Source organism: Thermophilibacter immobilis (genome assembly GCF_015277515.1).
GTDB lineage: Bacteria > Actinomycetota > Coriobacteriia > Coriobacteriales > Atopobiaceae > Thermophilibacter > Thermophilibacter immobilis.
Genome location: NZ_CP063767.1, coordinates 1,398,463 through 1,414,565, shown reverse-complemented (window position 1 = coordinate 1,414,565; position 16,103 = coordinate 1,398,463). Strand labels below are relative to the sequence as shown.

Sequence of the window (16,103 nt, the reverse complement as noted above, 5' to 3'; positions counted from 1 at the left end):
CGCGGGGCTAGCCGCGCGGGTCGCTCTCCATGATGCGCCGGATGAACAGGCCGCTTCTGAGCTTGGGCTCGAACCACGTTGACTTGGGGGGCATGAGCCTCCCGGCGTCGGCCACCTCCATGAGCTCCTCGACCGAGGTGGCGAACAGCGAGAAGGCCACACCGCCCTCTCCGGCGCGCCGCTCGAGCTCGGCGGGTCCGGCCGCCCCGCCCACGAAGTCGACGCGCGGGTCGCCCCGGGGGTCGTCGATGTCGAGCACGGGGCCCAGCACGCGGTCCTGCAAGATTGAGACGTCGAGCGCCTCCACCGGGCCCGCGGGGAGGCTCCCCGCAAGGGAGAGCTCGCGCCAGGCGCCAAAGGCGTACATGCCAAAGACGCCGCGGCGCTCGGGCGTGACCGGCGCGTCCCGACGGCTCCCCACCGTGAGCCCGGTGCGCTCGAGGGCCCCTACGAGCTCGGGCTCGCTGAGTCCCGCCACGTCTGCGACGACGCGGTTGTAGGGCAGGACCCTGAGCTGGCTGGCGGGAAACAGTACGCACAGGAGGGAGTCGTAGGGCTCACGAGCGCTCGCGTCCTGCGTGCCCGCGCTCCGGGCCTCGCGCAGCTCCTGGCAGACGCGGGCGGCCGAGGCGGCGCGGTGGTGTCCGTCGGCGATGTAGGTGCGCTCGACGTGCCCGAGCAGAGCGTCCAGCGAGTTCACCGCAGTGGGAAGCGCCACGCGCCAGACGCTCTGCTGGACGCCGAGCTCGTCCGTGAAGTCGTAGAGCGGCTCGGCGGACTTCTCGGCCTCGACGAGGGCCTCGCACGCGGGGCTGTCGCGATAGGCGAGAAAGATCGGGCCGGTCTGGCAGCCGGTGGCCTCGATGTGCCGCACGCGGTCGTCCTCCTTGTCGCGCCGGGTCAGCTCGTGCCTGCGGATGGTGCCGTCGGCGTAGTCGTCGAGCGCGCACGCGCAGACGATGCCGGTCTGCTCGCGCCCGTCCTGCCTGAGACGATAGAGGTAGTAGCAGGGGACCTCGTCGCGCAGGAGCGTCCCGTCGGCCATGCGCGCCTCCAGGAGCTCGCGCGCCCGCTCGTAGACGTCGCTCGCATACGGGTCGTGATCGGGGGCAAAGGAGGTCTCAGGGCGGTCGATGGCAAGAAACGAGCCCGGGTGCGCGTCCACGTAGCTCCGCGCCTCCGCGCGGTCGAACACGTCGTAGGGCAGGGACGCGAAGGCAGCTGCTACCTCAGGGCGCGGGCGGTAGCAGGTGATGGGCTCTGCGTGCATGTGTCCTCCTTGATTGACGCATATGAGATTATGATACCCTGCGCGTCCCATCGTAGACCTGCCGCGCCGGGCGCGCCCGCGCCCGTGGTACCCTGAGAAAAAAGACGAGAGGAGCGCGATGGCGCTGACGGGCATCGACGTCACGAGCTGTGAGCTCGTGATTTTTGACTTTGACGGTACGCTGGCAAACACGATGGACGGCATCACGAGGGTGGCGCGCGAGGCCCTTCTTGATCACGGCCTGGGCGAGGGCGACCTCGGCGACCTGCGCCGCCTCGTCGGGCCGCCGTTTCCCCAGGCCTTCTCGATGGTCTACGGACTCTCTGCCTCCGAAGCCGTCGAGGTCACTGCCGCGTATCGTCGCATCTACGCCACCCTGGGAATCGACGGGTGGCCCGCGTTCGAGGGCGTACCGGAGCTCCTGCGCGAGCTGCGCCGGGCGGGCAAGCGCTGCGCGGTGGCCTCGTCCAAGCGGGCGCCCCTCGTGACCCAGGCCGTCGCCGACAACGACCTCGACGGCCTCTTTGACCTGGTTCTCGGCAAGCTCAGCGACGAGGAGTCCACCAAGGCCGCCACGATCGCCCAGGTGCTCGACGAGCTGGGCGCGGACGCCTCCGACGCCGTCATGGTGGGGGACCGGCGCTTTGACGTGGAGGCCGCCTCCGCCTGCGAGGTGCCCTGCGTGGGAGCCCACTACGGGCGGACCTGCCCGCTCAGCGAGCTCGTGGACGCCGGGGCCTGCTCCATCGCCGAGACTGTCGGCGAGCTCGGCCGGATCCTTCTGGGTTAGGCGTGCCTCGGGGCCGTGCCCTGGCTCCCGAGGCGCGCTCGGCGACCACGATCGCCTTGCGGGGAAAGACCCAGCGTCTTGGGGGTACAAGGGGAGACATGTGGCATGGGGCGGGCGCATCCGGCGCGCGCCCGGAAGGGAGCGAAAGATGTCTGACTTTGACGTGACGGACGGCTTCAGGAAGCTCTTCCTCGCCAGCGTGGGTGCCGTGGCCATAGGCGCCGAGAAGTCCCAGGAGGTCGTGGGCGACCTCGTCAAGAAGGGTGAGCTCACGGTCGAGCAGGGAAAGACCCTCAACAAGGAGCTCAGCCGCAAGGCCAAGGAGGCCTTCGACAACACCTCGGACGCCACGCTGCGCTCGCGCCTCGAGGCTATGTCGCCCGAGGAGCGCAGCGCCTACGCGGCCAAGGTGGCCCAGATGTCTGCCGAACTCGACTCTGACGCGGTGAAGGTCGACGTCGAGGGCGCGGACGCCCCCGAGGACAGCGCACAGTAGGACGGCTCGTGGAGGAAGAGGCCAAGAGGGACTCGTCGAGAAGCTCGTCCTCCAGCTCGGACGAGCTTCTCGACGCGTGGTACACGAGCGTGAAGGGCGAGAAGCTCACGGATGACGAGCAGACGATCGGCCTTCTGGGAGGACGCGCCGCCGCTACGAGCGACTACGGCCTCTCCACGGCCTCGCGCCTCGCCCGCATCCGCGCGATGCTCTCGATCGTGCGCCGCTACGACATCTTTCACGGGCTCACGCCCCAGAGCTTGCGCCGCATGCTCGAGGAGCTAGGCCCGACCTTCGTCAAGGCCGGCCAGATTCTCTCGATGCGCTCCGAGATCTTGCCCGAGAGCTTCACGCGCGAGCTCTCCCGCCTGCGTACGGACGTGGAGCCCATGGACCGCGAGACGGTGCTCGGGGCCCTGCGCGCCGAGTACGACCGGCCCCTCGAGGAGATTTTCGACGCCATAGACGACCGTCCCCTGGGCTCGGCGTCGGTCGCCCAGGTCCACAAGGCGCGCCTGATCACGGGGGAACTCGTGGCGCTCAAGATCCAGCGGCCCCGCGTGCAGGAGATCATGGCGCAGGACATCTCGATCATGCGCTCGCTCGCGCGCTTCGCCGCCCGCTTCATGGGCGACGAGCACGTCATCGACCTGCAGTCCGTGGTGGACGAGCTCTGGCAGTCCTTCCGCGAGGAGACGGACTTCCTCGTGGAGGCCCGCAGCCTCGAGGAGTTCCGGCGCAACAACGTCGGCTGCGCCTTCGTGGACTGCCCCAAGCCGTACCCTGCCCTGTGCACCCGGCACCTCGTGGTGATGGACTACGTCGAGGGCATCCCGATCGACCAGGGCGCGTGCCTCGTCCGGGAGGGTTATGACCTCGCCGAGATAGGCACCAAGCTCGTGGACAACTACACGAGCCAGATGCTCGACGACGGCTTCTTCCATGCGGACCCGCACCCGGGCAACCTCGTCATTCGTGGGGGCCAGATCGTCTATCTGGACCTCGGCATCATGGGCAGGCTCTCCTCGCGCGACCGCGGCGCGCTCGCCGACATGGTCGTCGCCGTGGCGCGGGGAGACTCGGCCCGGCTCGCCGAGGGCCTCCTGCGCTTCTCGGTGTCCGGCTTCGCCGAGGCGCAGCGAGCCCATCTCCTCTCCGACCTAGACGCCATCGTGGCGAACTTCGGCCTTGCGAACCTCTCTGATCTGGACATCGGCGCGTTCATGAACGCGCTTATCTCCCTGGCGCAGAAAAACGGCATCGAGCTGCCCGGATCGGTCACCATGCTCGCGCGCTCCCTCGTGACGCTCGAGGCCGTCGTCGACTCGATGCTGCCGGACACCTCGATCGTCGACATCATTCAGGGTCACCTCAAGGCTCACGCTGAGCCGGGGAAGCTCGTCAAAGGGGAGCTTGCGGGGCTCTCCAGGCAGACGCTCGAGGCCGCGCACAGCCTCCTGGGAGCGACGGGCGAGGCCCAGCTCGCCATGCGCATGCTCACGCGCGGGCAGCTGCGCATGAACCTCGACCTGGCCGGGACCGCCGACCCGCTCGAGGACCTCTCGCGGATCGCCAACCGCCTCACCATGAGTGTGATCGTGGCGGGCCTGTTCATCGGCTCGTCGGTGGTCTACTACGCGCGCATCCAGCCGGTCATCCTGGGCGTGCCGGTCATCGGCTTCGTGGGCTACCTCGTGGCCTTTACGCTGGGGATCTGGGTCGCCTGGGACATCATCCGCGAGAACCGCCGACGCCGCCGCCACTGAGCGCGGCCGCGCTAGAATCCTGTCGGAGATAAAAACACGGCCCCGTCGGGTAGTCGGGGTGCGGCCGCGGCTTCGCGTGTCGCCAGTAACCTGCCTCCTTGGTTGTCCCTTCTCCGCGTGACGTTCGTCATACAAAAGGAGGAGAGCCATGCGCAGCGAGGGCGTCTCGTCGACGCTGACCGTCTTTCATGACGGTCAGTTCTGGGTCGGGGTCGTGGAGCATGTCGAGGATGGTCGCTACGGGGCGTGTCGCGTCGTCTTTGGCGCGCAACCCTCAACGGAGGAGCTGCTCCAGTTCGTGTTGAGACGCTGGGGCGCGCTCGAGTTCACGGAGGCGCGTCCGGGTGAGGTCGGCGTTCTGGCGAAGAATCCCAAGCGTCGCCAGAGGCAGGCCGCACGAGAGGCGTGTCAGAGAGGCCCCGGCACGAAGGCCCAGATCGCCCTCCGTGAGGAGAGGGAGCGTAGCCACGAGGAGGCCGGGGCCAATCGGAGCCGAGAAGCGCACGCGCAGGCCGAGGCCCGCTTTGCCCAGAGGTCCGAGAAGCGCAAGCGAAAGCGTCGTGGCCGCTGAGCGCGGGATTCTCAGCGGATGTGCGAGCTCTCCCATGGGGCGCGAGAGACGCGCCGCACGTCCTCGCGGACGGGCTCGCCGCTGACGGGGTGCGGACGTGGCTCGGTGGTGCGCACGTAGGTGAGGCCGCAGCGCTCCATGACGTGCCGGCTGCGGTCGTTTCCCGCGTAGTGAAGGCCCCAGACGTCCGTGAGCCCCAAGTTGACGAAGCCGTGGCGGATGAGGGCGCGCACCGCCTCGCTCATGTAGCCGCGCCCCCAGAAGGGGCGGGCGAGCCAGTAGCCAAGCTCTGCGCCGTCCGTGCCGAGCGCGAGCTCGTCGCTCGAGGCGCGGCCAATCTTGAGGCCCGCTGCCCCGATGGGCGCTTCGGTCCCGCGCTCGCAGAGGGCATAGTTCTCGGGGGCCCCGAGCACCGTCGCTATGATCTCTCGGCTCTGCTCGACGCTCTCGTGTGGGGCCCAGCCGGCGGCCGGGCCCACGCCCGGATCCCGTGCCCAGCGAAAGAGCTCATCGGCGTCGTTGGGGCACCATGCCCGCAGCACGAGCCGCCCGGTCTCGATTCTTTGCTCCGTCATGTGGTTCTCCTTGTGATCGACGTCATGCGCTCATGGTATCGGCCGCCGCTCGTACGCAGCGTCTCCCCGTATCGTTTTGGCACTTCCGAGCATGGTTGGGCCCTCAAAAGTGACAAAACCATACTGGGAGCGAGAATGTCGCATGGATGTCGCATGGATGTGCGGGGAAGGCAATAAGGGGCGGCCGCCGCTCGCATGCGACGACCGCCCCCGCGGGAACCAAAAACCGGACCCAGGCCCTACTCGAGCTCGAAGGCCCCCGTGTAGAGCTGGTAGTACGTGCCCTGCTTGGCGATGAGCTCGTCGTGGGTGCCGCGCTCGATGATGCGACCGTGATCCAGGACGATGATCACGTCGGCGTTGCGCACGGTTGAGAGGCGGTGGGCGATGACGAACGTGGTACGCCCGGCCATGAGCGCATCCATGCCGCGCTGCACGATGGCCTCGGTGCGCGTGTCGATCGAGGAGGTGGCCTCGTCGAGGATCATGACGGGCGGGTCGGCCACGGCCGCGCGGGCGATGGCGAGGAGCTGCCGCTGGCCCTGGGAGAGGGCAGCGCCGTTCTCGGTGAGCATCGTCTGGTAGCCCTCGGGGAGGCGCTGTATGAAGCCGTCCGCGCCTGCCAGGCGCGCGGCGGCCATGCACTCGCCGTCGGTGGCGTCGAGCCTGCCGTAGCGGATGTTGTCCATGATGGTGCCGGTGAACAAGTTGGTGTCTTGCAGCACCATGCCGAGCGAGCGACGCAGGGACGGCTTCTTGATCTTGTTGATGTTGATGCCGTCGTAGCGGATCTTGCCGTCGGCGATGTCGTAGAAGCGGTTGAGCAGGTTGGTGATCGTGGTCTTGCCCGCGCCCGTGGCGCCGACGAAGGCGACCTTCTGCCCCGGCTTGGCGTACAGCGAGATGTCGTGCAGCACCGTGTGGCCGGGCTCGTAGGCGAAGTCCACGTCGAAGAGGCGCACGTCGCCGGCGAGCGGGGTGTAGGTCACGGTGCCGTCCGCGTGGTGCGGGTGCCTCCAGGCCCAGTTGCCGCTGCGCTCGTCGCACTCCGAGACGGTGCCCGCACGGTCGATCGTGCAGTTCACGAGCTCGACGTAGCCGTCGTCGGCCTCGGGCTCCTCGTCGAGCAGCTCGAAGATGCGCTCGGCGCCGGCCAAGCCCATGACGACCGAGTTGATCTGGTTGGAGATTTGTCCGATCTGGGAGGCGAACTGCTTGGTCATGTTGAGAAACGGCACGGCCACGGCAATGGTGAGCGCCAGGCCCGAGAGCGAGAGATTGGGTACCCCGAGGCCCATGAGCAGGCCCCCGGCCACGGCCACGATGACATAGAGCAGGTTGCCCATGTTCATGAGGATCGGCATGAGGGTGTTGGCGTAGGCGTGTGCCGTGCGCGAGGCGTCCTCGAGCTCGTCGTTGAGCTTGGCGAAGGCCTCCTCGGTCCGACGTTCGTGGCAGAAGACCTTGACGACCTTCTGGCCGGACATGACCTCCTCGACGTGGCCCTCCACGGTGGCGATTGCCTTCTGCTGGTGGAGGAACCCCCTCGCGGAGCGGCCGCCGAGCGCCTTGGTGGCGAGGCCCATGACCCCGGCGCCGGCGATGACCACGAGGGCCAAAGGAGCGCTGTAGTAGAACATGACGACCACGACGCAGGCGAGCGAGAGCGAGGTGAAGAGCAGCTGCGGCAGGCTCTGCGAGATCATCTGGCGCATGGCGTCGATGTCGTTGGTGTAGTAGCTCATGACGTCGCCGTGCAGGTGCGTGTCAAAGTAGCGGACGGGCAGGTCCTGCATGTGGCCGAACATCCGGCAGCGGAACTTCTTGAGCGAGCCCTGCGTGATTACGGCCATGGCCTGGTTCCAGATTAGGTTCGAGGTAAGGCTCACCCCGTAGAGGCTGACGAGAATCGCCACGTCGGTCGCGATGGGCGCGGCCGCACCCGCCCAGTCGCCCGTCTGCCAGTGGTCGCCGACCACGGTGAGAGCGCGCTCCATGAAGACGTTGGGCAGGGCCTGGACCACGGCCTGGACGAGCACGCAGGCGAAGACCAGGGGCAGCAGCACCGGATAGAACTCGCGCAGCATCCCGAGCACGCGCGCGGTCGTCCTGCCTATGTTGCGCGCGCGCCGAGGCGCGTTCTGCGCGACCGCTCCGTCCCTCTCGTCGACGCTCATGCGCCCACCTCCCTGTTGCCGAGGTCTTTCTCGTCGTGGCTCTTCTTGTTCTGCGAGAGGTAGACCTCGCGGTAGATCTCGTTGGCGCGCAGGAGCTCCTCGTGGGTGCCCACGGCATCGATGTGCCCGGCGTCCATGACCACGATGCGGTCGGCGTCCTCGACCGAGCTCGTGCGCTGCGCGATGATGAGCTTGGTGGCCTCGGGCAGGTAGCTCCTGAGGCCCTGGCGGATCATCTTGTCGGTCTTGGTGTCCACGGCGCTCGTGGAGTCATCGAGAATGAGGATCCTGGGACGCTTGAGCAGGGCGCGCGCGATGCACAGGCGCTGCTTCTGCCCCCCGGACACGTTGGTGCCCCCCTGCTCGATGCGGGTGTCGTACTTCTCGGGGAAGCCCTGGACAAACTCGTCGGCGCAGGCCAGCCTGGAGGCCTCCAGGATTTCGTCGTCAGTGGCGTCGGGGTCGCCCCAGCGCAGGTTCTCCTTGATGGTGCCCGAGAAGAGCACGTTCTTCTGCAGGACCATGGCCACCTGATTGCGCAGGGCATCCAGCTCGTAGTCGCGCACGTCCACGCCGCCCACGCGGACGGTGCCCTCCGTTACGTCATAGAGGCGCGCGACGAGCTGCACGAGCGTGGACTTGGACGAGCCGGTGGAGCCGATGATGCCTATGACCTCGCCGCTCGCTATGTGCAGGTCGACGTCCTTGAGGGCCTCGCGGTCCCTGTCGGCCGCATAGGAGAAGCTCACGTGGTCGAAGTCGATCGAGCCGTCGGACACCTCGCGGACGGGTTCGGACGGCTCCTCGATCGTGCTCGTGGCGCAGAGCACCTCGTAGATGCGGCGCATGCCCTCCTCGGCCATGACGATCTGGGCAAAGATCATGGAGAGCATCATGAGGCTCATGAGCATCATGAAGCCGTAGGTGATGAGCGACGAGAACTGGCCCACGTCGATGAGCTCGCCGCGCGTGGTGATGATGGCGTAGGAGCCGAAGTAGATGATCACGACGAAGACGATGTAGACGCACAGGTTCATGATCGGGCCGTTGAGGGCCAGGATGCGCTCGACGTGCGTGAAGTCGTGGGCGACCTCCTCGGCGGCGTGCTCGAACTTCTGCTTCTCATAGTCCTCGCGCACGTAGCTCTTGACGACGCGAATGCCCGCGAGGTTCTCCTCGGCGGACTCGTTGAGCGCGTCGTACTTCCGGAAGATGCGGCGGAAGATCGGCATGACCATGCGAATGATCACGAAGAGGGCCACGCCCAGGACGGGGACGACGATCACGAAGACAAAGGCCAGCCAGCCGCCCATGAGGCACGCGGCGGAGAAGGCCGCGACGAGCATGAGCGGGCTCCTGATGGCCGTGCGGATGAGCATCATGTAGGCCAGCTGCACGTTGGTCACGTCGGTGGTGAGCCGGGTCACGAGCGACGACGTGGAGAACTGGTCGATCGTCGTGAAGGAGAAGGTCTGGATGTTGTGGAACATGTCGCGGCGCAGGTTCCTCCCGAAGCCCGCCGACGCCTTGGCGCAGGTGAGGCCCGCGAGCGCGCCGAACGCCAGGGAGGCGATGGCCATGAGCGCCAGGACGGCGCCGGTGGACAGAATCTGCCCGAGGTCCGCCCCTGCCTTGATCGTGTCGATGAGCGACGCGGTCCTGAACGGGATCAGGACCTCGAAGACCACCTCGCCCAGGACGAGCAGGGGCGTGGCCGCTGACGCCCCCTTGTATTGACGTATGCTCCCCATGAGCTTCCGGGCAACCCGCCCGTAGCCCACGTCGGCTGTCGTCTTCTCGAAGACCTGGTCGGCGGCTAGCTCTTGCTGCATGCAGTCTCTCCCCTCTTCTCCCTCTGATCGAGGTCCTCCCAGTGCGCGGCCAAGAGGTCGAGCGTCTCCGCGAGCTGCTCGACCTCGGCCGAGGAGAGGCAGGAGAACGCATGTCCCTCGAAGTCCCCCCGGCTCCGGAGCTCCTCGCGCGCCTGGCGCCCCCCCTCGTCCGTGAGCCTGAGCATGAGCGTGCGGCGGTCGGACTCGGAGCGCGTGCGCGAGATGAGCCCCTCTGCCTCGAGCTTGCTCACCACCTCGGACAGCGAGGCAGAGGTGATGTACGAGCGCTCCTGGAGCTCGCGCTGCGTCATCTCCGACCCGCTCTTGAGCAGCACGAGCAGGATGTGCTGCTTGCCGCTCCGCCCTCCGCGGTGCAGGTGCAGGAAGTGCCCGAAGTAGCCCAGGTCGTGCAGGATGCGCTTCTCGGGCGGCTCCGAGCCCTGCTCCCTGAGCAGATCGGCCTCTGTCATCGTTTGCCTCTCCTCTCCCCGTGGTTCTGAGGTTGACCGAAACACTCTGAACTCCGAGAACATAGTTGTCAAGGTACCATGCAAATACTTCACGACAGATCGCGAATAAGTTCACGAGCAGCGCCCTGACATGCGACGACGGCCTTTGGGGACCTCGAGAAGGCCACATCGGCGTGACGAGCTTTTGTAAGCTGCATATAAGGTGCCGTCAGCGATTGGTAAGAGACGGGTCGGCAGCACGAGGGCCGCGCCGGGAGGCCCTAGGATGCAAGATACCAGGAGCGGGCAGACCATTCGATTGACCGCTCACCAGGAGGAAAGGAAAAAAGATGCTCACTTTTGATAGCCTCTCCCGCCGCCAGTTCCTCGGCCTGCTTGGCAGCGCCGCCGCCGTGGCCGGCCTCGGCCTCGCGGGCTGCGGGTCCACGAGCGAAGAAGCCCCTGCGGCGGACAGCGGGGCAGCGTCCCTCACGGGATCCATCGTCTGCTCCGGGGCCACCTCGTTTCAGCCGCTCGTCGAGGCCGCGGCCAACAAGTTCATGGACGCCAACCCAGACGTGAGCATCTCCATCACCGGCGGTGGCTCCGGCCAGGGCCTCTCCGACATCAAGGACGGCACGGCCCAGATTGGCCGCTCCGATGTCTTCGCCGAGACCAAGCTGGAGGCGGCCGACGTCGAGAAGCTCGTCGACAACCAGGTCGCCATCGTGGGCATGGGCCCGATCGTGAACAGCGGCGTCGACGTGGACGACCTCACCGTCGACCAGCTCAAGGGCATCTTCACCGGCGCCATTACCGACTGGGGAGAGGTCGGCGGCACCGCCGGCACCATCCAGGTCATCAACCGCAAGGCCGGCTCGGGCACCCGCGCGACCTTCGAGGACGCGGTCCTGGCCGGCGAGACCGTGCCCGACAGCTTCAGGCCCGTCGCCGAGGAGGATTCCTCGGGCACCGTGGTCGCGAAGGTCTCCCAGACGCAGGGAGCCATTTCCTACCTGGCGTTCTCCTATTACGACGAGAGCAAATTCAAGGCCCTCTCCGTTGACGGGGTCGCCCCCACGGCTGCGAACGTCGAGAGCGGAGACTTCAAGATCTGGTCCTATGAGCACATGTACACCTCCGTCGACGCCGACGACGCTACGAAGGCCTTCATCGAGTACATGCTGTCCGACGAGGTCCAGGGCTCGCTCGTCGAGGACGAGGGCTTCATCCCCCTGACGGGCATGGAGGTCCAGAAGGACGCCGAAGGCAAGGTCAGCAAGAAGTAGACAAAACGCCCTCCCTCGTGCGCCGGCGCCTCTCGCGTCGGCGCATGCCGTGAGAAAGGTAGGCAATGGCAAGACGCATGATGCCAAAGCGACGGCTCGAGAAGGTGGGCCTCGGTATTACCGGGGCCTGCGTCTGCGTCGTGGCGCTTGTCGTCGCGGCCCTGATCGTGATGGTTGCTCAGCAGGGCCTGACCACGTTCACTTCGGATGGTGTCGATCCTGTCTCGTTTCTCACGGGCCAGAACTGGATTCCGTCCGAAGGGCGCTTCGGTGCCGCACCGCTCATCGTGGGGTCCTTCTCGGTCACGCTCCTCTCGACCCTCATCGCCCTTCCCATCGCCCTGGGATCGGCCATCTTCGTCGTCGAGGTGCGCCCCGCCTTTGGACGCAAGGTGTTCCAGCCCCTCGTGGAGCTGCTCGTGGGCATCCCCTCGGTCGTCTACGGGCTCATCGGCCTCACGGTGGTCAACGCGGCGATGCGCGCGATCTTCGGGGATGCGGCCGGCACCGGGGCGGGCATCCTCTCGGGGGCCATCGTGCTTGCCGTCATGATCCTGCCAACGGTGACCACCCTCGTCATCGACGCGCTGGCCGCTGTGCCCGACTCCTACCGCGACGGCTCCTACGCCCTGGGCTGCACGCGCTGGCAGACCATCTGGCACGTCGTCTTGAGGAGCGCCGCCCCTTCCATCATGACGGCCGTCATCCTGGGCATGACGCGTGCCTTCGGCGAGACGCTCGCCGTGCAGATGGTCATAGGCGGCGTGGAGCGCTCCATGCCCAACGGCCTGCTCGACCCGGCCGCCACGCTGACCACCGCCCTCACGAGCGGGCTGTCCAACGCCACGACGGGCTCGGTCGAGTACCACGCGCTGTGGTCTCTGGGCCTTTTGCTCATGGGGATGTCGCTCCTCTTCATCCTGATCATCCACCTCATCGGCAGAAGGGGGACAAAGAGCCATGGCTAGGGACCTCGCCGCTCACGTCACTCGCATTAGGCGACAGGACCAAGTCGCCACGAGCATGCTCACGGCCATCGTTGGCTTCGTCTTGCTGCTGCTCGCGGCCATCGTTGCCTACATCCTCTACGAGGGTCTCGGCAAGGCCCTCTCGCCCGGGTTCCTTACGACCTCGCCTTTGGCCGAGGAAAGCCCCGGCATCCTGTTCGAGCTCTTCGACTCGTTCTACATGCTCTTCTGGACCCTTCTCATCTCCGTGCCCATCTCTCTGGGCGCGGCGATCTTCCTCGTCGAGTACGCGCCCGACAACGCGGTCACCTCAGTCGCCAAGACCGCCATCGAGACGCTCTCGAGCCTGCCGTCTATCGTCGTGGGCATGTTTGGCTCCCTCTTCTTCGTGCAGGTTCTGGGCTTTGGCGTCTCCATCATCTCGGGCGCCCTGGCTCTTACGATGTTCAACATCCCGATCTTGGTGCGCACGATCCAGCAGGCTCTGGAGGACGTCCCGCGCAGTCAGCGCGACGCCGCCCTTGCCATGGGCCTCACGCGCTGGGAGACCACGATCAACGTGCTCCTGCCGGCCGCCATGCCCGCGATCGTGACGGGCGTGGTCATCTCGGCCGGCCGCGTGTTTGGTGAGGCTGCGGCCCTGATCTTCACCGCGGGCGCTGCGCCCGCGCGCCTCAACTTTGCGAGCCTCAACCTGGCGTCCCCCACCAACCCCTGGAACATCTTCCGGCCCGCCGAGACCATGGCGGTTCACATCTGGAAGCTGAGGATGGAGCCCTCCGCGGGCAACGACGTGGTTGCGTGGGGCACGGCCGCCATCCTCATCATCTGCATCCTTCTGTTCAACGTCCTCGCCCGCGCCCTGGGCAAGGCCCTCGCGAGGAGGCTGACGAGCGAATGACGGGAATGACGGGAATGACGGGCGAGACGCAGCGCGCATCCCGGGTCTCGACCAGGGACGTGACCGTGAGCTACGAGGGGACCGAGGCGCTGCACCCCACCACGATCGACTTTGCCGCCGGTGAGGTCACGGCCCTCATCGGTCCCTCGGGCTGCGGCAAGTCAACCTTTCTGCGCTGCCTGAACCTCATGAACCGCGAGATCCCGCACTGCCGGATCGGGGGTCGTATCTTCTACCACGGCCACGACATCAACGAGCCTGGCGTGGACCTCTTCTCGCTGCGCTCGTCGATCGGCATGGTCTTTCAGCAGCCCACTCCCTTCCACAAGTCAATTCGCGAGAACATCCTCTTCGCGCCCAAGAAGCACGGTCGCGTCCGCGACCGCGACGAGGCCGACGAGCTCGTGGAGACCTCCCTCAGGGAGGCGGCCCTCTGGGACGAGGTCAAGGACAAGCTTGGCAAGAGCGCCTGGGCCCTGTCGGGTGGGCAGCAGCAGCGCCTGTGCATCGCGCGGACGCTGGCCATGAGGCCCGACGTGATCCTCTTCGACGAGCCCTGCTCCGCTCTCGACCCGCTCTCGACGATGAGCGTGGAGGAGACGATTCGCCAGATCGCCGCTACGGGCATCTGCGAGGCCATCGTCACGCACAACATGGAGCAGGCCACGCGCGTCTCGGACCGGACCGCCTTCTTCTACCTGGGGGAGCTGATAGAGGTCGGTGCCACGAGGCAGATCTTCAGCACCCCCTCCGACCGACGGCTCGTCGACTACCTCACGGGGAGGTTCGGATGATCCAGGAGAGTGTGTTCGAACAGGAGCGCCATCGCGGCCTTGACGGCGCCGAGGTCTCCCTCGCCCTCAGAGACTTCAGCCTGTGGTATGACGACGGAGCCTTCCAGGCCCTCACGGGCATCAACCTGGACATCCCGCGGCAGCGCGCGACGGCTTTCATTGGCCCGTCGGGCTGCGGCAAGACGACGCTGCTGCGCACCCTGAATCGTATGAACGCCTTCGTCGAGGGAGTGAAGTGCGAGGGTTCGATTGAGCTGGACGGGCACGACATCTTTGCCATGGATCCGAACGCCCTGCGCGTTCGCGTGGGCATGGTGTTCCAGTACCCCAACCCCTTCCCCATGAGCATTCGCGAGAACGTCACGTACGGGCCGGCCCGCATGGGGCGGCTCTCCCGGGGGGAGGCCGACGAGATCTGCGAGCGCGCGCTGACACAGGCGGCCCTGTGGGACGAGGTCAAGGACACGCTCGACAAGAGCGGGCTGGGGCTTTCGGGCGGCCAGCAGCAGCGCCTGTGCATCGCGCGCGCCCTGGCGTGCGACCCCGAGGTCCTGCTCATGGACGAGCCCACGAGCGCGCTGGACCCCATCTCCACCGCCCTGTTGGAGGAGCTCATGGTACGCTTGGCCGCGGAGCACACCATCGTGGTCGTGACGCACAACATGCAGCAGGCGGCGCGCGTGGCGGACCAGACCGCCTTCTTCTACCGGGGCGAACTCGTCGAGGCCGCCCCCACCAAGGAGCTGTTCTCCCATCCGGCGGAGCGGCGCACCCAGGAATACCTTTCGGGGAGGTTCAGCTGATGGCCATCACGACACGCACCAAGTTCACCGAGCAGCTCGACGAGGTCGAGGGGCTCATCAGACGCCTCGCGGAGAAGGCCTCCGCGGACGTGCGCGCCTGCGGCCTGGCCGCCGCAGGCGACGCGGGCGCCGCCGAGGGCGTCGTCTCCGGGCGCAAGACCGAGGACCGGCTGCGCTCCGCCATCGAGGACTCCTGCCTCGACATCATGCTGCTCCAGCAGCCGCTCATCGGTGACGACCTGCGCTTCGTCACGGGATCCTTTCGCCTCGTGAGCGACCTGTCCCACATCGACGGCATGACGCGCGACGTGGCCTTTCTCGTGGGGGAGATCCCGCCCAAGGCGGCGGGCAAGCTCAAGGACGAGTTTGCCCGGATGAGCGAGCACGCCGCGACCATGGTCGAGGGGGCCATCGAGGCCTTCTGCGACAGCGACGTGGAGCGCGCCCAGAAGGTCATCGAGGCCGACGCGGTGATCAACTCCCTCTATGCGGAGTCCGAGGAGAAGCTCGTCAGGCTCATACGCGACGGCAAGTCTTCGGCACAGTACCTCCCCGAGCTCCTGATGGTGGCCAAGTACTTCGAGCGGATCGGCGACCTGGCCAAGCGCGTCGCCGCCTGGGCTATCTTCCGCGTGACGGGGGAGCACACGGTGTCCGAGAAGCCGGGCCAGGAAGAGGGGACGACGTGAGGAGGGGCCTGGTCTACTACGTCGAGGACGACAAGAACATCCGCGAGCTCACGGTCTACGCGCTCAAGCAGGCGGGCATCGAAGCCTGCGGCTGCGCCGACGACGCCCAGTTCCGCCGCGCGTGCGCCGAGCGGGTCCCGGACGCGGTCCTTCTCGACATCATGCTGCCGGACGCGGACGGCCTCGACATCCTCGCGCGCCTGCGGCGCACGCCGGGGCTCTCGGCCGTGCCGGTGATGATGCTCACCGCCAAGGACGCGGAGCTCGACAAGGTGCGCGCGCTCGATGGCGGGGCCGACGACTACCTCTCCAAGCCCTTCGGGATGATGGAGATGGTGAGCCGCACGCGCGCCCTCCTGCGCCGGGGAGGGCTCGAGACCTCGGTGCGAGACGAGCCCTCGGTTCTCTCCGCGCAGGGCGTGCGCCTGTGGCCCGCGCGTCGCGAGGTGACCGTCGGGGGCCAGGGGGTCCAGCTCACGATGCGCGAGTTCGATCTCCTCGAGTTCCTCCTGCGCTCTCCGGGCGTGGTCTTCTCGCGCGAGACCCTGCTCCAGCGCGTCTGGGGCTGGGACTTCGACGGAGGGTCGCGCACGGTGGACGTCCACGTCCAGCAGCTCCGCGCGAAGCTTGGCGCCTCGGCGGAGCTCATCGAGACGGTGCGCGGCGTGGGCTACCGCGTCCGCGGGTAGCTGCGGGGACGGAAAGGCGCGCCATGGGTGCCTCATCGAGTGCC

The 16,103-nt window shown here is 67.2% G+C and carries 16 protein-coding genes; 11 read left to right on the top strand and 5 right to left on the bottom strand.

All coding sequences use genetic code 11. The features are described 5' to 3' along the window. Nucleotides 1–7: 7 nt before the first annotated feature. Nucleotides 8–1,270 (bottom strand): DUF1015 domain-containing protein, encoded by a 1,263-nt coding sequence (locus tag INP52_RS06345; RefSeq protein WP_194370084.1) that lies wholly within the window; start codon nucleotides 1,268–1,270, stop codon nucleotides 8–10. A 118-nt stretch (nucleotides 1,271–1,388) separates the two neighbouring features. On the opposite strand from INP52_RS06345, the gene INP52_RS06340 reads away from it, so the two are divergent. From INP52_RS06340 to INP52_RS06325, 4 genes are all read left to right on the top strand, one after another. Then, nucleotides 1,389–2,060 (top strand): HAD family hydrolase, encoded by a 672-nt coding sequence (locus INP52_RS06340; protein ID WP_194370082.1) that lies wholly within the window; start codon nucleotides 1,389–1,391, stop codon nucleotides 2,058–2,060. 148 nt (nucleotides 2,061–2,208) lie between these two features. Further along, nucleotides 2,209–2,556 carry a phasin family protein gene (locus INP52_RS06335; RefSeq protein ID WP_194370080.1) on the top strand — a complete coding sequence of 116 codons (348 nt, stop codon included), beginning with the start codon at nucleotides 2,209–2,211 and terminating at the stop codon, nucleotides 2,554–2,556. Nucleotides 2,557–2,564: 8 nt separating this feature from the next. Then, complete coding sequence (locus INP52_RS06330) at nucleotides 2,565–4,322, top strand: ABC1 kinase family protein (protein ID WP_228478282.1); 1,758 nt, start codon at nucleotides 2,565–2,567, stop codon at nucleotides 4,320–4,322. A 148-nt stretch (nucleotides 4,323–4,470) separates the two neighbouring features. After that, a complete protein-coding gene (locus tag INP52_RS06325) occupies nucleotides 4,471–4,893 on the top strand; it encodes a YjdF family protein (RefSeq protein WP_194370078.1) in 423 nt (140 codons plus the stop codon). 11 nt (nucleotides 4,894–4,904) lie between these two features. On the opposite strand, the gene INP52_RS06320 is transcribed toward INP52_RS06325, so the two are convergent. The 4 genes from INP52_RS06320 to INP52_RS06305 all read right to left on the bottom strand — a co-directional run bounded on the left by INP52_RS06320 (nucleotide 4,905) and on the right by INP52_RS06305 (nucleotide 9,947). Beyond that, on the bottom strand, nucleotides 4,905–5,468 hold the full coding sequence (locus INP52_RS06320; protein WP_194370076.1) for a GNAT family N-acetyltransferase: 564 nt from the start codon (nucleotides 5,466–5,468) through the stop codon (nucleotides 4,905–4,907). 239 nt (nucleotides 5,469–5,707) lie between these two features. Continuing rightward, the gene (locus INP52_RS06315; RefSeq protein WP_194370074.1) at nucleotides 5,708–7,645 is read right to left on the bottom strand and encodes an ABC transporter ATP-binding protein; all 1,938 of its coding nucleotides are present in this window, start codon (nucleotides 7,643–7,645) and stop codon (nucleotides 5,708–5,710) included. Next, the gene (locus INP52_RS06310; protein WP_194372898.1) at nucleotides 7,642–9,396 is read right to left on the bottom strand and encodes an ABC transporter ATP-binding protein; all 1,755 of its coding nucleotides are present in this window, start codon (nucleotides 9,394–9,396) and stop codon (nucleotides 7,642–7,644) included. The genes INP52_RS06315 and INP52_RS06310 overlap by 4 nt, the downstream gene beginning before the upstream one ends. Before the next feature lie 65 nt (nucleotides 9,397–9,461). Beyond that, entirely contained in the window at nucleotides 9,462–9,947 is a 486-nt protein-coding gene (locus INP52_RS06305) for a MarR family winged helix-turn-helix transcriptional regulator (RefSeq protein WP_194370072.1), read from the bottom strand. Nucleotides 9,948–10,276: 329 nt separating this feature from the next. Between INP52_RS06305 and INP52_RS06300 the strand changes: the two genes are divergently transcribed. The 7 genes from INP52_RS06300 (at nucleotide 10,277) to INP52_RS06270 (ending at nucleotide 16,059) form a co-directional block, all read left to right on the top strand. Next, a complete protein-coding gene (locus INP52_RS06300; RefSeq protein WP_194370070.1) occupies nucleotides 10,277–11,215 on the top strand; it encodes a phosphate ABC transporter substrate-binding protein in 939 nt (312 codons plus the stop codon). 65 nt (nucleotides 11,216–11,280) lie between these two features. Further along, nucleotides 11,281–12,183 carry a phosphate ABC transporter permease subunit PstC gene (gene pstC, locus INP52_RS06295; RefSeq protein WP_194370068.1) on the top strand — a complete coding sequence of 301 codons (903 nt, stop codon included), beginning with the start codon at nucleotides 11,281–11,283 and terminating at the stop codon, nucleotides 12,181–12,183. After that, nucleotides 12,176–13,084, top strand: coding sequence for a phosphate ABC transporter permease PstA (pstA, locus tag INP52_RS06290; protein ID WP_194370066.1), 909 nt, complete (start codon nucleotides 12,176–12,178; stop codon nucleotides 13,082–13,084). Before pstC ends, pstA begins: the two co-directional genes overlap by 8 nt. Next, entirely contained in the window at nucleotides 13,081–13,878 is a 798-nt protein-coding gene (locus INP52_RS06285) for a phosphate ABC transporter ATP-binding protein (RefSeq protein ID WP_194370064.1), read from the top strand. The genes pstA and INP52_RS06285 overlap by 4 nt, the downstream gene beginning before the upstream one ends. Then, the gene (pstB, locus tag INP52_RS06280) at nucleotides 13,875–14,681 is read left to right on the top strand and encodes a phosphate ABC transporter ATP-binding protein PstB (protein ID WP_194370062.1); all 807 of its coding nucleotides are present in this window, start codon (nucleotides 13,875–13,877) and stop codon (nucleotides 14,679–14,681) included. Before INP52_RS06285 ends, pstB begins: the two co-directional genes overlap by 4 nt. After that, on the top strand, nucleotides 14,681–15,370 hold the full coding sequence (locus tag INP52_RS06275; protein WP_194370060.1) for a phosphate signaling complex PhoU family protein: 690 nt from the start codon (nucleotides 14,681–14,683) through the stop codon (nucleotides 15,368–15,370). The genes pstB and INP52_RS06275 overlap by 1 nt, the downstream gene beginning before the upstream one ends. Next, a complete protein-coding gene (locus tag INP52_RS06270) occupies nucleotides 15,367–16,059 on the top strand; it encodes a response regulator transcription factor (RefSeq protein WP_228478281.1) in 693 nt (230 codons plus the stop codon). The genes INP52_RS06275 and INP52_RS06270 overlap by 4 nt, the downstream gene beginning before the upstream one ends. Nucleotides 16,060–16,103: the final 44 nt, after the last annotated feature.